At 62.1% G+C, this 16,453-nt stretch carries 13 protein-coding genes and 1 pseudogene; 9 read left to right on the plus strand and 5 right to left on the minus strand.

The genetic code is table 11. From position 1 onward, the window contains the following. Positions 1–23: 23 nt before the first annotated feature. A complete protein-coding gene (locus tag RY831_RS28655; protein ID WP_326509751.1) occupies positions 24–491 on the plus strand; it encodes a CHRD domain-containing protein in 468 nt (155 codons plus the stop codon). 411 nt (positions 492–902) lie between these two features. Next, on the plus strand, positions 903–1,355 hold the full coding sequence (locus RY831_RS28660) for a nuclear transport factor 2 family protein (protein WP_326509752.1): 453 nt from the start codon (positions 903–905) through the stop codon (positions 1,353–1,355). A 125-nt stretch (positions 1,356–1,480) separates the two neighbouring features. On the opposite strand, the pseudogene RY831_RS28665 reads toward RY831_RS28660, so the two are convergent. Both RY831_RS28665 and RY831_RS28670 read right to left on the minus strand, forming a co-directional pair. Then, positions 1,481–2,221, minus strand: a pseudogene (locus RY831_RS28665) (YoaK family protein); the annotation flags it as partial. A gap of 3 nt (positions 2,222–2,224) precedes the next feature. Next, on the minus strand, positions 2,225–3,067 hold the full coding sequence (locus tag RY831_RS28670) for a helix-turn-helix transcriptional regulator (RefSeq protein ID WP_326509753.1): 843 nt from the start codon (positions 3,065–3,067) through the stop codon (positions 2,225–2,227). Positions 3,068–3,354: 287 nt separating this feature from the next. Here RY831_RS28670 and RY831_RS28675 point away from each other — a divergent pair, with 287 nt between their 5' ends. The 3 genes from RY831_RS28675 (at position 3,355) to RY831_RS28685 (ending at position 6,694) form a co-directional block, all read left to right on the plus strand. Continuing rightward, positions 3,355–5,031 (plus strand): tannase/feruloyl esterase family alpha/beta hydrolase, encoded by a 1,677-nt coding sequence (locus tag RY831_RS28675; RefSeq protein WP_326509754.1) that lies wholly within the window; start codon positions 3,355–3,357, stop codon positions 5,029–5,031. A gap of 96 nt (positions 5,032–5,127) precedes the next feature. Then, positions 5,128–5,601, plus strand: coding sequence for a DUF3237 domain-containing protein (locus RY831_RS28680; RefSeq protein ID WP_326509755.1), 474 nt, complete (start codon positions 5,128–5,130; stop codon positions 5,599–5,601). An 82-nt stretch (positions 5,602–5,683) separates the two neighbouring features. Further along, positions 5,684–6,694, plus strand: a complete 1,011-nt coding sequence (locus tag RY831_RS28685) for a Bug family tripartite tricarboxylate transporter substrate binding protein (protein WP_326509756.1) — start codon at positions 5,684–5,686, stop codon at positions 6,692–6,694. 79 nt (positions 6,695–6,773) lie between these two features. Here the strand turns inward: RY831_RS28685 and RY831_RS28690 are convergent, their stop codons facing one another. After that, entirely contained in the window at positions 6,774–9,257 is a 2,484-nt protein-coding gene (locus tag RY831_RS28690) for a hybrid sensor histidine kinase/response regulator (protein ID WP_326509757.1), read from the minus strand. Next, on the minus strand, positions 9,254–10,078 hold the full coding sequence (locus RY831_RS28695; protein WP_326509758.1) for an alpha/beta fold hydrolase: 825 nt from the start codon (positions 10,076–10,078) through the stop codon (positions 9,254–9,256). The genes RY831_RS28690 and RY831_RS28695 overlap by 4 nt, the downstream gene beginning before the upstream one ends. A gap of 354 nt (positions 10,079–10,432) precedes the next feature. Between RY831_RS28695 and RY831_RS28700 the strand changes: the two genes are divergently transcribed. From RY831_RS28700 to RY831_RS28715, 4 genes are all read left to right on the plus strand, one after another. Further along, positions 10,433–11,545: a hypothetical protein gene (locus RY831_RS28700; RefSeq protein ID WP_326509759.1), complete on the plus strand. Its 1,113-nt coding sequence runs from the start codon at positions 10,433–10,435 to the stop codon at positions 11,543–11,545. Positions 11,546–12,172: 627 nt separating this feature from the next. Next, the gene (locus RY831_RS28705; RefSeq protein ID WP_326509760.1) at positions 12,173–13,393 is read left to right on the plus strand and encodes a sialidase family protein; all 1,221 of its coding nucleotides are present in this window, start codon (positions 12,173–12,175) and stop codon (positions 13,391–13,393) included. Further along, the gene (locus RY831_RS28710; RefSeq protein WP_326509761.1) at positions 13,390–14,106 is read left to right on the plus strand and encodes a hypothetical protein; all 717 of its coding nucleotides are present in this window, start codon (positions 13,390–13,392) and stop codon (positions 14,104–14,106) included. Before RY831_RS28705 ends, RY831_RS28710 begins: the two co-directional genes overlap by 4 nt. Positions 14,107–14,137: 31 nt before the next feature. Beyond that, complete coding sequence (locus RY831_RS28715) at positions 14,138–14,947, plus strand: hypothetical protein (protein WP_326509762.1); 810 nt, start codon at positions 14,138–14,140, stop codon at positions 14,945–14,947. A gap of 146 nt (positions 14,948–15,093) precedes the next feature. Here RY831_RS28715 and RY831_RS28720 read toward each other — a convergent pair whose 3' ends face one another. Then, positions 15,094–16,383, minus strand: a complete 1,290-nt coding sequence (locus tag RY831_RS28720) for a GGDEF domain-containing protein (protein ID WP_326509763.1) — start codon at positions 16,381–16,383, stop codon at positions 15,094–15,096. Positions 16,384–16,453: the final 70 nt, after the last annotated feature.

Raw genomic sequence — 16,453 nt, forward strand, 5'->3', positions numbered from 1 at the left:
CTTCACACCTCAAGGAGAAAACCATGAATGTTCCAAAAAAGAAATCTGTTCGGTGTGCAACTTCCCTCGCATTGGTCTTGAGTCTCGGCTTGCTGGGCGGCTGCGACACGATGAGCGGCATGATGGGCAAGATGGGGCTCGGCGGCTCGAAGACGACTCTTGAACTGAAGGGTGAAAATGAGGTACCGCCGGTGGCGACCAAGGCGTCCGGGCGCAGCACCATTACGGTGGCCGACGACCGGACAGTCAGCGGATCGGTGCTCATCGAAGACATGAACGCCAATGCGGCGCATATTCATCGCGGCGCGAAGGGCGAGAACGGCCCGGTCATCCTGCCATTGACAAAGACGTCGGACAAGGCGTTTTCGGTGCCCGCCAATGCGCGCCTGACCGAATCCCAGTTTGCCGATTACAAGGCGGGCAATCTATACATCAATGTCCATAGCCCGACGCATCCGGCCGGCGAACTTCGCGTGCAGCTCAAACCCTGACCCATGGGGCGGGAACCGATGCCTGGCGATCTGCCAGGCCAACATACTGTCACATTGCACTGAGCAAGGCTGCTGAGCAAAGCTGCGTACCGATTTGCATCGGCACGCAGCGTGCTGCCGACCGGCCCGCGCTTCGACTATCCTTGCACTGTCCCTCCTTGGCCTCTCATTCCTTGTGCGCGGCCTCGGCCTCGGACACTGACGATTGCCTCCGCTTTGATCTTCGACAACCGATCTTCCAGATGCCGCCCTATGTTGTAGTACGAGCGAATTGCGGGAGAAGGGGCAGGCATCAGGAGTCCGGTTGAATACTTCCTGTATTCAATGTGAAGCGATAACCGAAGGGCATGGACGCTGATCCGTCGCGCTTGCCGCGGTTTTCGAACGGGCTCTCACAGCAAGGAGACGATCATGACTATTCAGGAAAACAAGCAACTCGTGATGCAGGGCTATCAGAGGTTCCAGGCACGGGATATCGATGGCTTGATGGAAAGCCTTGCCGATGACATTGAATGGATCGGCGTGGAAAGCGAATACCTGCCGTTCTCGGGCATCTACCGTGGCAAGCAGGATGTGATGCGGTATTTCGACATGCTGGCGCAAGCCCAGGAAGCGGTGCGCTTCGAACCGCTGGAAATGGTGGCCGAAGGCGACAAGGTCGTCGTCAGCGGAGAGTCGGAATGGATGGTGCGAGCGACGGCCCGCAGCTACAGCAATCCCTGGGTGCACATCTTTACCATCCGCGACGGCAAGATCGCGCGGTTCCAGCAGTTCAACGATACCGCCGCCGCCGAGCATGCCTATCGGCCGCTGCAACCGTCGGCCGGGCAGCAGCCGGAAGCCGGCACCAACCTGCTCCATTGAAGTTGCGGCAAGAAGGAAGATGGGCGGGAGCGGATTTCCTGCCTATTCTTCCAGTTCCTTCAAGTCGTTCATGCCCTTCAATTCCTTGAGTTTCTCCATATCTACCTGATTCCGCGCCTGCTGCGCATGAACATCAGCACGTCATCCACGGCAGGCACGATGGCCAGCGCGCACAGGAGCAGCGCCAGGGGCACCGTCGACAGGTAGCCTATCTGCTTGAAGCCCACCGCGCCCGCCACTCCGCCGATAAAGAAGCATGCCGCCAGCAGAACCAGATGGCGCAGCCGTGAGCGGTTGGCGACGACCGGAGTTTTGTCTTGCGCCGCATCGATGTTCCAGTAGAAGAGCTTGCCGAGTTCAATGCCGATATCGGTGACCGTGCCGGTCAGGTGCGTGGTCCTGATCTCGGAACGCGACAGCTTGGTCATGACCGCGTTCTGCAAGCCCATGATGAAGCAGAGCAGCATCACGGTGAAGGGAACGAATAAGCCGTGGATGCCGGAAAGCCGGGCGCCGAGTATGCCGAAGCAAAGCAGCAGGATCGCTTCCAGCAGCAGGGGCAGCGCGTATTCGCCGGCCATTCGGTGACGCCGAGCGAGATTGACCATGATCGAGGTCGCCGCCGCGCCCGCGACGAAGGAGAGCAGCGCTCCGAACGCCGCCAGGACCGGCACATAGTCATTCAGCGCCAGGCTGTCGGCCGCCGATGAAACAATCCCCGTCATGTGCGAGGTGTACTGGTGCACCGCCAGGAATCCGCCGGCATTGGTTGCGCCCGCAATGAAGGCAAGCGTGTAGCCGAGATGGCGGTTCGCCTCGGCGCTGCGCTCGCGGCCGGTCAGGCGCCGGGCGTAGTTGATGGGCATGATTCAGCGGCGGAGCAGGGCATCGCGATGCTGGAGGACAAGTGCAAACAGTTCATTGTTGTGATGGATGCCCAGCCGGGCGAACGCCCGGTTGCGGTAAGTCTTGACGGTGGTGGCGCCGATGCCGAGGTCGCAGGCGATGCCGTCATGGCTCATGCCCCTGAGCAGCCGCAGCGATACCTCCATTTCCCGGGCCGGCATGTCAGGCGCGAGATGGCGCAGCGCCTCCCTGTGCGCATCCTGCGGCAGGTCGGCGATGCTTGACTGCGCACCGGCGCCGTCCTGTTCCATTCCGGGCTGCAGCGCGATCTGCCGCTCGACCGACGCGAACAAGCCTCGAGAGAGATGCTCGAAGAGCTGCAGGTCGCATTCGCGGTAGGCGGGCTGGTCGTCATGCCGGTAGAGGTTGACCGACAGGATGGAACCATCGCCCGCCAGCCGCGCCGCCGAGAGGCGTTCCCGCAGCCGGTGATGTTCATAAATCACGCGCCGGTGCTCCGGATTGCGCACTTCCCCGGCGGTGATGTGAAGGATGCGGATGTCCTGGCCCTTGCTGCCTTCGAGCGCATCGAAGGTGCGGTCTTCCCGGTAGAGGCCTTCACGATAGGCAAGAAAGCAGCGTCCCGTGGTATCGCGCCGCTTGTAACTGTTCGACAGATAGCAGACCGGGAGGCGCCGTCCGGAAGTCCGGTACACGCTCCAGGAGCCGGCGGCGAGGCCGCGGTTGATTTCCCGCAGCACGCCGCTGGTGAAATCCTGCGTACCGATATGCGCAACGATTTTCGACAGCGAGTACAGCGCGATATCGGAAGGCGAGCTGCCCTCGGCCACGGTCCAGACGTTCATGTTGTGCCTGTCATTTCAATCTGTCCTCCTTTGGGAGGACATGCGTTTGCCGGTTGCTCTTCTATCATCTTGATAACAATGCCAAGAATACGAAAGACACGGTTGCGGCCGGCCTGTGTTGTGGAACGGGTTGCAATTCGGACTCGAACAATATGGAGACAGTAATGAAATTCGCGTCCCGGCACAAGTCCCGGCTTCATCCGGGAAGCCCTGACCCGTCCGCAGCATCCGGACAGGCCGGCCGCCCCGCTTGCGATCAAATTTAAAAGAACGACAAGGAGACGACGATGGGAATGCGATTTCTGCCGAAACCAATGACGCTCGCCGTGCTGGGAAGCCTTGGCATCCTTTGCGCGGCATGCGGCGGCAATGACAACGACGCCGCGCCCGCGACGGCGAGCGCGCTTCTGGGCAGCACTGGCTGCGCGGGCATGGAAAAGGTCCAGTTGCCGAACGTTACCATCCGGAGCGTGAGGGAGGTCGCTGCCGACAGTGCCCGCCCTGCCAATGTCGGCAGCGGTGCCTTCCTGCCCGCGCACTGCGTGGTGACGGGAGCCGCCGATGCCTACAAGGGCTCCGACGGCATAGACCGCCATATCGGTTTCGAGCTGCGCCTGCCGAAGAACTGGAGCGGCCAGTTCCTGTTTCAGGGCGGCGGCGGGAATGACGGCGTGATCAATCCGGCGCTCGGCACCAACACCGGCGCGCTGGCCGCGCTGGAAGGCACGAACGCCTTTGCGCTGGCGCGCGGGTTCGCGGTCGTCAGCACCGATGGCGGCCACCAGGGCACCGATGCCTCGGTCTACGGCAAGGACGAGCGCGGCCGCATCGACCATGCGTACAACGCCTACGACCGCACGGCCCAGATCGCCAAGCAAATGATCAATGTTTACTACGGCCGCACGCCCGATCATTCCTATTTCATGGGCTGTTCCGGCGGCGGACGGCAAGGCATGATGTTCTCGCAGCGCTTTCCTTCGTACTTCGACGGCATCGTCGCCAGCGCGCCGGCCATGCGGGTGGCGAGCGGCGCCTCGATCTCCGCGGCATGGGAGTCGCAAACCTACCATGCAGTCGCCCCGCGCGATGCAGCCGGCAATCCTATCCTCTCGCGGGCCTTCAGCGACAGCGACCTGTCGCTCGTCTCGAACGGCGTGCTGGCGGCCTGCGACGCCAGGGACGGGGTAAGCGACGGCATGGTGCAGAATCCGGCTTCCTGCCAGTTCGATCCGGCGGTGCTGCAGTGCACCGGCGCGAAGAACGACAGCTGCCTGTCGGGCGAACAGGTTGCCGCGCTAAAGAAAGCCTTCTCCGGACCGCGCAACGCCGCCGGCACCGCGCTTTACAGCTCCTGGCCATGGGATGCCGGCATCCGTGCCGCCGACTGGCGCAACTGGAAGCTAGGGACATCGACCAGCGCCGTGCCGAACTCGCGGTTCATCACGCTGATCCAGAATGCCATGGCCTATGAATTCCTGACGCCCTATGATGCCAGCTTCAATATTCTGAATTTCGATTTCGAAAAGGACCCGCAGCGCCTGGCAGCCTATTCCGCCATCTACGACAGTTACCGCACGACCGACCTGACGCCTTACACCAGCCGCGGCGGAAAGATGCTGTTCTTCCACGGCGTGAGCGACCCGATCTTCTCGTCCAACGACACTGTCGATTATTTCCAGCGCGTCGCGGCAACGGCCGGCGGCATTGACAAGGCGCAGGCATTTGCCCGCCTGTTCCTGGTGCCAGGCATGACGCACTGCGCCGGCGGTCCGGCCACCGACGCGTATGATGGCCTTGCCGCCATCGTGAACTGGGTGGAGAAGGGGGTGGCGCCAGCCAGCGTTGCCGCGCGCGGCACCGCCGCCTTCCCCGGCCGCAGCCGTCCGCTCTGCCCGTATCCGCAGTCCGCGCGCTACAAGGGAACCGGCAATGTCGAGGATGCCTCGAACTTTGTCTGCGAGTGAGACAGGCTGCATGAAAACGCGCCGGCGCCGCGGAAACTTTTTCATCCGCGGCGCCGGCGCATGAATCACACCGATCTTAAAGAAAGCCGAACCGACATGAGCAACATCGCAGTGCAAAGTCCATCCACCCGCTTCCTGTGCCGCATCACCGCCAGGGTCGACCCCGTCGTCTCGCTTGGCGAAACGGCCTGCGGCGAGCGGCGATACGTGCCCATCATCGGCGGCACCGTGAGCGGCGAGGACTTCAGCGGGCAGGTTGTTGCCGGCGGCGTGGACTGGCAATTGCAACGCGCCGACGGCACGCTCGATATCGCCGCGCATTACGTGATCAGGGATGGCGACGGCGCTTTGGTCGAGATACATAGCGATGGCTTTCGCCATGGTCCGCCCGAGGTCATGCAGCGCCTTGCCGCCGGAGAGCCGGTCGGGCCGGGCGAATACTATTTCCGCACGGCGATCCGGTTCCAGACCGGCGCGGCGCGCTGGCGCCATCTCAATTCCCTGATCGCCATCGGCATGGGCGCGCGTACCGCCGGGGCCGCGATCATCGATGTGCACCTGGTGCTTTAAGGCCTTCATGCAAGGCAGAGCCACCATCGCCTCACATCTCATGCATCACCCTCACAACATGTATTCAAACAAGGAGACCATCATGCATCGCACATCCGCCACGACACCGGCCCGTAAGGGCCTGATCCGACTCGCCGCCACGGCATTGCTGCTGGCGGCCGGCGTCGCCCACATGGGCGATGCGCTGGCGCAGTCCTATCCGACCCGGCCGGTGCGCCTGGTGGTCGGCTTCCCCAGCGGCACGGGCCCTGACCTGGTGGCTCGCATCGTCGCGCAGAAGCTGCAGGAATCGACCGGCCAGGGCTTCGTGGTGGACAACAAGACCGGCGCCGCAGGCCTGATCGCGGCGCGCGAGGCGGCCAAGGCGGCACCGGACGGCTACACGCTGTTCCTCGGCACGGTCGGCGAGATGGCGATATCGCCCAGCACCTATACCAAGCTCGGCTTCGATCCCGTCAAGGATTTCGCGCCCATCAGCCATGTGGTGACGTCGGACTTCGCCTTCGTCGTGCCGGCATCGATTCCCGCGAAGAATCTCAAGGAATACGTCGAATGGGGCAAGTCGCAGAAGAATCTGTTCATGGGTACCTTCGGCGCGGGCACGCCTGGCCATTTCGGGATTGCCATGCTGGCCGACGCCACCCAGCTGAAGATGGAAGCCGTGCATTACAAGAGCACCGGCGATGCGATGAGCGGCGTGATTGCCGGCGACACCCAGGGCCTGTTCGGCACGCTGGCGCTGGTGTCCTCGCATGTAAAGGGAGGCAAGCTGCGCGCCCTGGCCACGTCGGGCCCGGCGCGCTCGACCATGCTGCCGGATGTGGCGACCGCGAAGGAGCAGGGTTATCCCGCGGTGGAATTCGGCGCATGGTTCGGCGTGTATGCGCCCGCGAAGACGCCGAGCGACATCCTCGACAAGCTCAACAGCGAAGTGGTGAAGGCCATGCAGGCGCCGGAGGTAAAGGAAAAGCTGCAGGGCGCCGGATTCCGGGTTGCGGGTTCCAGCCGACAGGACTTCGACCGCCTGCTGCGGGAAGACTTGCCGCGCTGGGAAAAGGTGGTGAAGGCTACCGGATTCAAGGTGCAGGAATGACGCCGTCTTCCCGCAACGATGGTTGAAAGCCACCCGCTTGCTTGGTCCGCCGGCGCTGCATGCTGCTTCCGGTTCGCTCCTATGCGGGTTCGCTGCGGACCCTGGAAAGAATGTCCATCATCCTTTCCAGGCTGTAGGGCTTGGGCAAAGACAGGGCGGATATCCCTTCTTCCTTGATGACGCCATGGCCCGAACAGAAAATGATGCGCAGCGATGGATGGATTGCCAGGGCCTCCCGCGCAAGTTCCAGGCCTGACTTCCCGGGCAGGCCAACGTCGGTCAGCAGGACGTCGAAGCGCTCTTGTGCAAGGGCGGCGATTGCGTCATCGGCATTGGCTACGCCCCGGGCAGCATGGCCGAGCGCAAGCAGAAGCTGGCAGAGCATTTCGAGCGAATCGCCGTTGTCTTCCACCGCGAGGATGCGCAGTGATTGCGCCGCGGGAGAGGTTGCAGATATTGGTGCGGATATCGGTGTCGATTGGGTTGCATATGGTGTTTCATACGGCGTTACCGCAAGGGCCGATGTCGTAACGGCCGCCGAATCGCGGCCGCCGGCCCGGTCCCTGCTGTCGAGCACATGGCGAATCTTGCGGGCGAGATCGTCACGCTGATAGGGCTTGCTGATCAGCTCGACGCCCGGATCGAGCCTGCCGTCGTGGACAATGATATTGCGGGTATAGCCGGAGGTGAACAGCACCGCGATGCCGGGCATGATCAACCCCGCTTGCCGCGCGAGCTCAGGACTTCGCAGCGGGCCGGGCATCACCACGTCGGTAAACAGCAGGTCCACCGAAACGCCGCTCTGCAGGATGCTCAGCGCGCTCTGCGCGTCCATGGCGCGCAATACCTTGTAACCCAGGCCCGCCAGCATGTCGACCGTCGTTGCCTGCACCGCGGGGTCGTCCTCCACGACGAGAATCGTTTCCTTCCCTCCAGCCACCGGTTCCCTGCGCGCATCGATGATCCCGGCTTCCATCTGATGCACGCGCGGCAGATAGAGCCTGAAGGTGGTGCCGCATCCTGGGGCGCTGTCGACCCTGATGTGGCCGCCGCTCTGCTTCACGAAGCCGTACACCATGCTCAGCCCGAGGCCGGTGCCTTCGCCCTCGGGCTTGGTCGTGAAGAAGGGTTCGAAGATGTGTTCTATCAGCTCGGGCGACATGCCGCTTCCCGTGTCCGACATGGACAGCACGACGTACTGGCCGGGCGTTGCGTCGGCATGCGTACGTGCATAGTGCTCGTCGAGCGAGGCATTGCCGATTTCGATGGTGAGCCGCCCCGCGCCGCGCATCGCATCCCGGGCATTGATGGCGAGATTGAGAATCACGTTTTCAAGCTGGTTGCGGTCCACCGACGCGGTCCAGAGTCCGCCGCTGACGATGGTTTCGATTTCCACCGATTCTCCCAGCGCGCGGCGCAGGAGATCATCGATCTCGCGCAGGATGCGGCCGAGATGGGTGGGGACCGGCTGCAATGGCTGGCGGCTGGCGAATGATAGCAGCTGGGATGCAAGCTTCGCGCCGCGCTCGACGGCGAACCTTGCCTGCTGCAGGCGGTTTCCAGCCTGAGCATTCCCCGCGAATTCCAACTTCAGCAGCTCCAGGTTGCCGGCAATGACCTGCAGGATATTGTTGAAATCATGGGCGACGCCCCCGGTGAGCTTGCCGATGGCCTCCATCTTCTGCGCCTGGAGCAAGGCCTCCTCGGTCTTGCGCAAGGTCTCCGCCTGCTCGCGCTCCCTGGTCGCGTCGCGCCCGACGATATAAATGGCATCGTCATGCGGCATGACCGCCATCGACAGCCAGCGATAGCTCGTATCCTTGTGGCGCATGGGCACATCGAAGCGGTCCACCGGGTTTCCCCTGCCCAGGATGGCCAACATGTTTGCGAGCTGCTCACGATGATCGGGATGCACAAGGTCTGCAGCCGAAAGACTTGCCGTCTCGTCTTCGGTCCAGCCCAGTATCGTGGTGAACGCGGGATTACAGTTCAGGAAGCGGCCGTCAAGCGTCGCAATGGCCAGGATGTCGCGCGACATTTTCCAGACCCTGTCACGTTCCTGCGTGCGCTGCTCCACGCGCTGTTCCAGTTCGTCGGCGAGTTGCCGAACCGCGGTCTCCGCCTTTTCCGCCTTTTGCTTCGCGCGTCGCAGTTCCTCCTCGTAGGCGCGCCTGCCCCTGGCATCAAGCAGGGTGGTGCGAATCACCAGGGGTTCGCCCGCTTCGTCCCGCTTCAGCACCGAGTTCATGAGAATCGGCATGCGCGTGCCGTCCGCCGCCATGATGTCGAATGCAAGTTCCCTGACAAAGCCCTGCATCAGCAGGAGCGGGCCGAAGTGGGTGTCATGGAAGATCCTGCCGGTGACCGGCAGGAGTTCCTGGAAACGCTTCCGCTCAAGCAGATCGGTCCTGCCGTAGCCGGTCCATTTCAGAAATGTCGCATTGACTCTGATGATCGTGCCATCCGGAAGGGTGGAGAGATAGCCGCAGGGCGCATTCTCATACAGCTCCTCCATGTCTTCTTCCAGCCGGCGCGACATGGCCTGCTCCTGAGCATGGCTCATGGCGCCAGTTCCGCGCGGAGATATTTCCGCATTTCGTCAATCGTCTCTTTCGGGGCGCTGAGATTCGGACAATGTCCGGTTGCCTTCATCTGCACGAATGCGCTGCCCGGCATGCGTGCATGCATGTAGCGTCCCACGGCATCCGGCGCAATGACGTCGTCCGAACATTGAAGTATCAATGCGGGCGTCTTCAGACTGGCCAGATCCGCGCGATGGTCGGACATGAAGGTGGTCCGGGCGAAATGGCCGGCGATGGCAGGATCGGTGCGGCAGAAACTGTTTTCAAGTTCGCCGGCAAGCGCGGGCTGGTCGACGTTGCCCATGATTGCCGGCGCCATGGTGCTCGACCATCCCAGGTAGTTCGTGTCGAGAAACTCAAGCATCTGCTCGATGTCCTGCTGTTCGAATCCGCCGATGTAATCGCCGTCATTGATGTAGCTGGGCGACGGACCCACAAGGATCAGGTGGTCGAACAGTGCCGGCTCGCGGATGGCGGCAAGGATGCCGACCATCGCGCTTACCGAGTGTCCGACGAAAATGCAGTTCTGCGCGCCAACGGCATGCAGGATGTCAATCACGTCCTGGGCATAGCCGTGGAGGGTGCCGTATTTTTTCGAATCGAATGCGGAGAGATCTGATCCGCCCGCACCGACGTTATCGAACAAAACGATTCTGTAATCGTCTTCGAAGGCGGGCGCCACATGCCGCCACATGTTGTGGTCGCATCCGAACCCATGCGCGAAAATCATTGTCTGGCGGCCTTTGCCACTTATCTTGACGTTGTTGCGCTTGAGGACGTCGTTGTGGGTCGGCATATTCATTGTCTCGGCGCGTGGGAGTTGGAAATTTCTGGCATGCATTATTGGGCTCTGCGCAGTGTTCATTGGCCATGCGCCCAATGTTTTATTGAATCGGATTTGCATGGCGAACAATGAAAATTATATGCGATGCACTGTTTCTGCATCACTGCACTTTTTGCGGCAATCGAGGTGAAGCAGCGAGAGATGCGGATTGTCATAGAACTAATTCGAAGCTCGCATTTCTTATTTCAGATGTATGACCGAGTGCTTGTCCCATGAGCAAGACCTTGGTCTACGGCGAGCCGGCTTCATTGCTTTACGGATTTGTTGTCGCGATGCATGGAGGCTGGCCCCTATATTAACCAGGAGCGAGAAATGAAAGATCAGAATCAGACAGATCAAGACAAAGTGACGACCACTCCGATCTCGAGCGGCGTAGCGCCAGGCCCTGGCGAGCATTTGATTGATGCATCCTCGCAACCTTCGATCGCATCAAGCACGCCGGGCGACAGCATCGGTGCGGCGGGAAGTGCCGGTATGGATGCCACCAGCCTGTATGAAGGCAGCGATACCGACCGGATCGGCGGCGCCTCGCGCAGCACCCGCGCCTCGACACAGGGTGCGCGCCAGCGGCAATCCATGCCGTATGAAACCGCAGAGTCGGAAAGTTATGATTCCCTGCGCAGCTATCCCGAGTCGAATGCCTCGTCGGGCACCATGCTGCAAAGCGCGGCAAGCCAGCTGCGGAGTTCGAAGGGAGCCTTTCTTGCAAGCACGGTAGTTGCAGGATTCCTGCTCCAGCGGTTCCTCCAGGCGTCGCCGGCGTCAGGCTCGAGGCGAGGCACCACGACCTACAAGTCGGATGCTTCCAATCTCGGATACGGCGCGGATGCACCCATCGATGCGGACCGGGACTTCGGCCTCGATACCGCTTACTCGCCGGATGCCGTGTATGGGGATGGCTTCTCGGCCGCTTCGGGAAAAACATCCACGGGCACGCTCAACCGCATGACGGATCGGATGAAGCAAGCCAGCGATTCTGCGCGCACCAGGCTGCAATCCACGACGGAGGGCGCAAAGGCGCGTCTGAATGACGTCGGATACCAGACGAAAACCCAGTACTACCGTGCCAAGCATCGTGTCGATACGATGAAAGATGAGCAGCCGTTGTTGATCGGTGCCCTGGGCATTGCGGTGGGCGCAGGACTCGGAGCAATGCTGGCGGTTACCCGCCGCGAGAATGAACTGCTCGGCGGCGTGCGCGACAACCTGATGGGCAAGGCCAAGGAAATCGCTTCGACGCAGATGCAGACGGTGAAGGAATCGGCGCAGCGATTTGCCGAGCTTACCAAGCAGGAAGCGCAGCGTGCCAAGGAAGAACTGGCAGCCAAGGTGACGCAAGGCGCAGGGCAGTCGGGTGGCACTACAGGTACTGGTACAGGTGCCGGTGCCGACTCTGCGGGCGCGACAGGCCGCAACCTCCACTAAAGCGGAAAGCCCCGGTGCACCGGTGCCGGGGCCGGTTTTCACTTGCGGGGCGGCGCAAACGGTCCAGCGCCATCCCCTTATGCACGATCATCTCTATCCGCGCATGTTCCGCGCATGTCGTCCTTGGCCAAACCATAATTCGGTTGCGGGCAAGTGCCGCTAGCCGCAGCATGCGTCCGGCATTGCTTGCACACTGCAGCGTGCTTCCGCCGAATGCCTGGAGCCTGCCCGCGTTCCCCTGAAAGAACGTCAATAAAGGTGTCTTGCTTTGACGCATCTCCCCTGCATTGTTAGAATCCTCCTTCCGCGTCTCTTCGGATCTTCCGGCCGGAGCGGCGTCATAGCAATCGCGCGAGTTGATAAGCTGCCCCCGCTAGCGGTGTGAAAGGTGCGGCGGCTGTCCATGTTGGCGCTTTGCCATGCCGGGATGTTCCAGTCGCCCGAGCCCTGGCCGATCGCAATCAACGCAATGGAACCAGCTTCCCTACAGGGCCTTTATCATCTATCCATCCATGAACCTGGCTGGCAATTGGCGTCGATGCCGAGTCGTACGCCGTGCAGAACATTAAAAGGACCATGCAACTCATGTTGCCGAAAAGGGAGCCTCAACACCCAATCGAGCCCGACTTGTCCGAGGCTGCCCTGGCCGCTGACCGCAGCGAAGCCCGGCCGCGTCCACGCGTTGTCCGTTCGTCCTCTGGCTCGCGAGCGAAGTCGATGCTCGTGAGCCTGGCTTGCGCGGCGGCGGTGCTTGCGGGCTTCGCCGCCGAATCAAGGCGCTGGACCGCCGCAACCCACGAGGACGGATCGCTGGCCGTTACCGAAGTTGCCGAACATCGCACCATCTCTCTTGACAAACTGTCTGCCTCCCATATCCCCATGCCGCAAGGCGTTCCTTCGGCGCATGCCAGTTCAATAACCGCGATCAAGGGCGACGAGATGCTGGCATTCTGGTGGGCCGGCAGCCGGGAGAGCGGGCCGGATGTCAAGGTGTACAGCTCCCATTGGGATGATGGCAAGTGGAGCCCTTCGCGCGAGGTCGCGAGCCGCGAGTCGCTTGGCGCCGCGCTGGGCTTCGGCGTGCGCCGGATCGGCAATCCGGTGGTCTGGACCGCCCGTGACGGAAAGATCAACCTGTACGTCGTAGCGACCGGGCTGGGCGGCTGGGCGGCATCGAGGATCGTGCATCTCGTGTCATCGGATCATGCGGAAAGCTTTGAAGTCGTGCGGGTGCTGCCGATGTCGCCTCTCTTCAACACCAGCGTGCTGGTCAGAACGTCGCCGGTCGGACTGGCCGATGGCGGATGGTGGCTGCCGGCCTATTTCGAGCTCGGAATCAAATACCCGATGATCATGTCTTTCGACGATGATGGCGAACCGGAATGGCTCGCGCGCATTGGAGAGCGCATGACGACGCTGCAGCCGACCGTCGTTCCGGTGTCGGCATCCGAAGCGCATGCATTGATGCGCGATGCCAGCGACGAACGCAAGATCCAGCAAGCGGTCAGCCGCGATGGCGGAGCCACCTGGGAAGACCTGCCGCCGCTCGACCTTCCCAATCACAGCACTTCCGTGGCAGCCCTTCGGCTCAGCGAGGGCGGCTACCTGCTCCTGCACAACCACGTCATTGAGGGCGGGTCGTCACGCAATATCCTCCGTCTTTCGATATCGAAGGACGCAAGGACCTGGGAAACCGTGTTCGACGTCGCCCGGGGCGAACCGGGCGAAGAATTTTCCTATCCCACCCTGCAGCAGGTCGGCAATGAACTGCACGTGACTTATACCTCGCGCCGCACTTCGATCGAACATCATGTGTACCGGATCGCCTATGGAAAGGAACCGCGATGAGTTTGCCGGAACTGGAATGGCAGATACTTTACGGGCGATTCGCCTGGGCCATGGTGCTGGCCGCACTGCTAGTCGCACTGCTGACGGCGGCGTGGCCGCGCGCGAGACGGATGCCGGCTGCGGCAATCGCATTCCTGCTGATCGGCGCAGTGCTGCTGGCAATGCTTCCCGGCGCGGCCTCGTTCGCATACTGGCTGGGCCTGGCCCTGCAGTGGCCGAGCGGACTCCTGGTGGGACTTTCGCTGGGCAGGCTGTACCTGAATTGGAAGGGCGCGCGCGAACAGGCAGTTATGCCGCCCTGGCTTGCCATTCCAATTGCGCTGGCAGGATCCATGCTGTACCTAGACGCGGTCGGACTGGTCGCGCTGGGTGTTTACTATGTCGGCTTCGGACCGGTCGGTGCCCCTGTGGCAGCCCTGGTCCTGATGCTTGCATGCGCCACTGCGGCAGCGCTCGGCTATTCGCGCCTCCCGGCACTGGCGCTTCTGCTTGCGACCGCCATCTTTACGGTGCTGCGTCTGCCTACCGGCAACCTGTGGGATGCCTTGCTGGACCCGGTGCTGTGGACTTGGTCCCTGGTGTCGCTGATATCGATGGGGAAGCTGCGCGCCGGCGCTCGGCGCCGCGAGCGCCTCGGGCAGGACTCGCCGCAGGCGGGTTATGCAAGCGTGGTGAACGCGCAAACTGCCGAAGACATCGGAAAGTCTGCATAATTCGCTATTTATTCGAAAAGGGAGCTGGCCCGTGGGAAGTCGCACTTCGTTTTTAACCCCGGTGATCGTTACGGCGATCGCAATCAACGCCGTTGTCCTTGCAGCGGCGCTGGCGCTGGCATCGTCGGACGCCGAATCGCCCAGCATGTGGCGCCTGCTGGGCGAAGACGGCCTGGTGGAGTGGATGCAGTTCCTGTGCTTCACCGTCCTGTCTGGACTGCTCGGTTTCATTGCCATGGACAAGATGTCCCGGCAACCCAGGATCAGCCTCGAGGTGCTAGGCATCATCGGCCTGACCGTGCTCGTGGCGCTGGCGGCGCTCGAAGAGATCAGCTGGTTCCAGCGCTTGCTGGGCATCGACTCTCCGGAGTTCTTCAAGCAGAACAACAAGCAGTTCGAAACCAATTTGCACAACCTGGCGCTGGGCGGCGCCAGCCTGCACAAGACCATCCTGGTCAAGCTGATCTTTGTCGTCGGCATCACCCATAACGTCATATTGCCGCTGGTCGCGCGCACCAGGCCCGCCGTCAAGAGCTGGGTGGAGTCGCTGGGAATCTATCTCCCGCCGCTGCCGGCCGCATACGCCTACCTTCTGCTGGTGCTGCTGTCCCATCTTCTGATCGATCATCCGCGCAAGGGAGAACTCAGCGAGATGTTCGGGGCGGTGCATTATCTGTCGACCGCGTTCATGGCGTACATGATCGGACTCGGCTACGGCCGGCCGGCGGTCATCGACAACCAGGCGGACAGCCGGAAGGTTTCCACACTGTTTGCAATGCTGCTGGTATTCCTGCTGTTCGTGTCCTGGCTTCTCGGCTCGACCTACAATCCGCAACCCTGATCGTAGGATTGGCGCGGAAACCCGTGATTGCGACGGTTCAATGACATGATGCCGTAGCGGAGATGCAGCCTGCTGCGAATGCTCCGGCAATCCACGTCCTCGCAATGCAAATCCATGGATAGCGGCAATGGCTGCCGCTGCCGTGATCAGGCCGCCATTGGCTGCGGTGCGGGAGTGAGCAGTCGGCCCGCGATCCGATAGCACCGCTTGCCTGCGCGCTTGGCCTCATACATGGCCTGATCGGCATCGGCCAGCAAGCGTTCGAAGTCCGGATTGGCGGCATCGAGAGAAAGCTGCGCAATCCCTATGCTCAGCCCCAGTGCGCCGAGCGGCAACTGCGCTATGGGGCGGCCGGCGGCGAAGGTCTTCAGCAGCCGTTGCGCGAGCCCTTCCAGCTGCGCCAGCGAGAGGCCGCGGGTGACGATGACGAATTCATCGCCGCCCAGTCGGGCCAGGCAATCCGTGCCGCGCAATTGTGATTGAATGGCCTGGCTGGCCCAGATCAGAGCTTCGTCGCCTGCATCGTGACCGAGGGTATTGTTGATGTTCGAGAAGCCGTCGAGATCGATGAACAGGGCAGCCAGCGGCTCGCGGCGGCGCAGGCTGTCGGCCATCGCATCTCTGCTCCACTCGCCCAGAAAGCGGCGGTTCGGCAAACCGGTCAGCTGGTCGTGGCTGGCGTCCCGCGCCAAGCGCTGAGCCTCGCGCCGGAGCAGCCGGCGGCCTTCCGCGCCGTACCAGAACGCCAGGCAGAAACCGGACGCGATGGATAGCACCCATAAAACAAACAGCCACTTCGCTTCCCGTACGACCTGCTCGGTTGCCTTGTCCTGCGCAAGCTGCCGCTGCCGGAAGCCTGCATTGAGACTCTGTACGATATTTTGAAGGGTGTGCAGGCGCGCCGAGTTTTCCGCCAGTTCCTGCGTGCTGATGGCTGAAGGCAAACCGCCCGGCATCACAGGCGCCGCGCTGCCGGCCGGCGCGACATCGCGCGAGCGCGGCAACATGCGCAGCTTGGCGATCAATGCCTGGGCGGCGGCATCGTCATCGGGCACCATGCGGGCAAGAACCGCAATCGTTTTCCCCAGCTCCAGGCCGCCCTGCTGGAAAGGCGCCATGAAGCTGGAGTCGCCGGTCAGCATGAAGCTTTGCTGACCGGCTTCCATGTGCTGGATACTGCTCAGGATTTTGAGTGCCGTGGCCGTCGCTTCCGCCGCCTTGCGATGCGCTTCATGTCCGTCAAGGATGCGGTTCGCCTGCAAGCCGAAAGTGATGCACCCGATAACGGCGAGCAGCGCGCTAAAAACCAGCGCCGACAGGCTGAAGGCTTCGAAGCGGGCGTGCTTCCTTTTCCAGGCAGCGCCCGATTCGGCTGAATCGCCTGAGTCTGCTTTGCCCGGGCGGGCGTGCGCGATGGGCGTGGACGTTTTCATCATGATTTCTTAAAGAGGCTCGCGCCCTTGCCATCGGCTGCGCATTGCGGTTGCTGGCTCGGCGGATGAGTAT

Origin of the sequence: Noviherbaspirillum album, assembly GCF_035916955.1 — a bacterium.
In the GTDB taxonomy this organism is placed as follows: domain Bacteria; phylum Pseudomonadota; class Gammaproteobacteria; order Burkholderiales; family Burkholderiaceae_D; genus Noviherbaspirillum; species Noviherbaspirillum album.

Bases quoted from the DNA above. Each gene is read 5' to 3' on its own strand.
- RY831_RS28700 (WP_326509759.1), top strand. From the start codon at position 10,433: ATGAAAGATCAGAATCAGACAGATCAAGACAAAGTGACGACCACTCCG.
- RY831_RS28685 (WP_326509756.1), top strand. From the start codon at position 5,684: ATGCATCGCACATCCGCCACGACACCGGCCCGTAAGGGCCTGATCCGA.
- RY831_RS28710 (WP_326509761.1), top strand. From the start codon at position 13,390: ATGAGTTTGCCGGAACTGGAATGGCAGATACTTTACGGGCGATTCGCC.
- RY831_RS28680 (WP_326509755.1), top strand. From the start codon at position 5,128: ATGAGCAACATCGCAGTGCAAAGTCCATCCACCCGCTTCCTGTGCCGC.
- RY831_RS28695 (WP_326509758.1), bottom strand. From the start codon at position 10,078: ATGAATATGCCGACCCACAACGACGTCCTCAAGCGCAACAACGTCAAG.
- RY831_RS28655 (WP_326509751.1), top strand. From the start codon at position 24: ATGAATGTTCCAAAAAAGAAATCTGTTCGGTGTGCAACTTCCCTCGCA.
- RY831_RS28670 (WP_326509753.1), bottom strand. From the start codon at position 3,067: ATGAACGTCTGGACCGTGGCCGAGGGCAGCTCGCCTTCCGATATCGCG.
- RY831_RS28720 (WP_326509763.1), bottom strand. From the start codon at position 16,383: ATGATGAAAACGTCCACGCCCATCGCGCACGCCCGCCCGGGCAAAGCA.
- RY831_RS28675 (WP_326509754.1), top strand. From the start codon at position 3,355: ATGGGAATGCGATTTCTGCCGAAACCAATGACGCTCGCCGTGCTGGGA.
- RY831_RS28660 (WP_326509752.1), top strand. From the start codon at position 903: ATGACTATTCAGGAAAACAAGCAACTCGTGATGCAGGGCTATCAGAGG.
- RY831_RS28690 (WP_326509757.1), bottom strand. From the start codon at position 9,257: ATGAGCCATGCTCAGGAGCAGGCCATGTCGCGCCGGCTGGAAGAAGAC.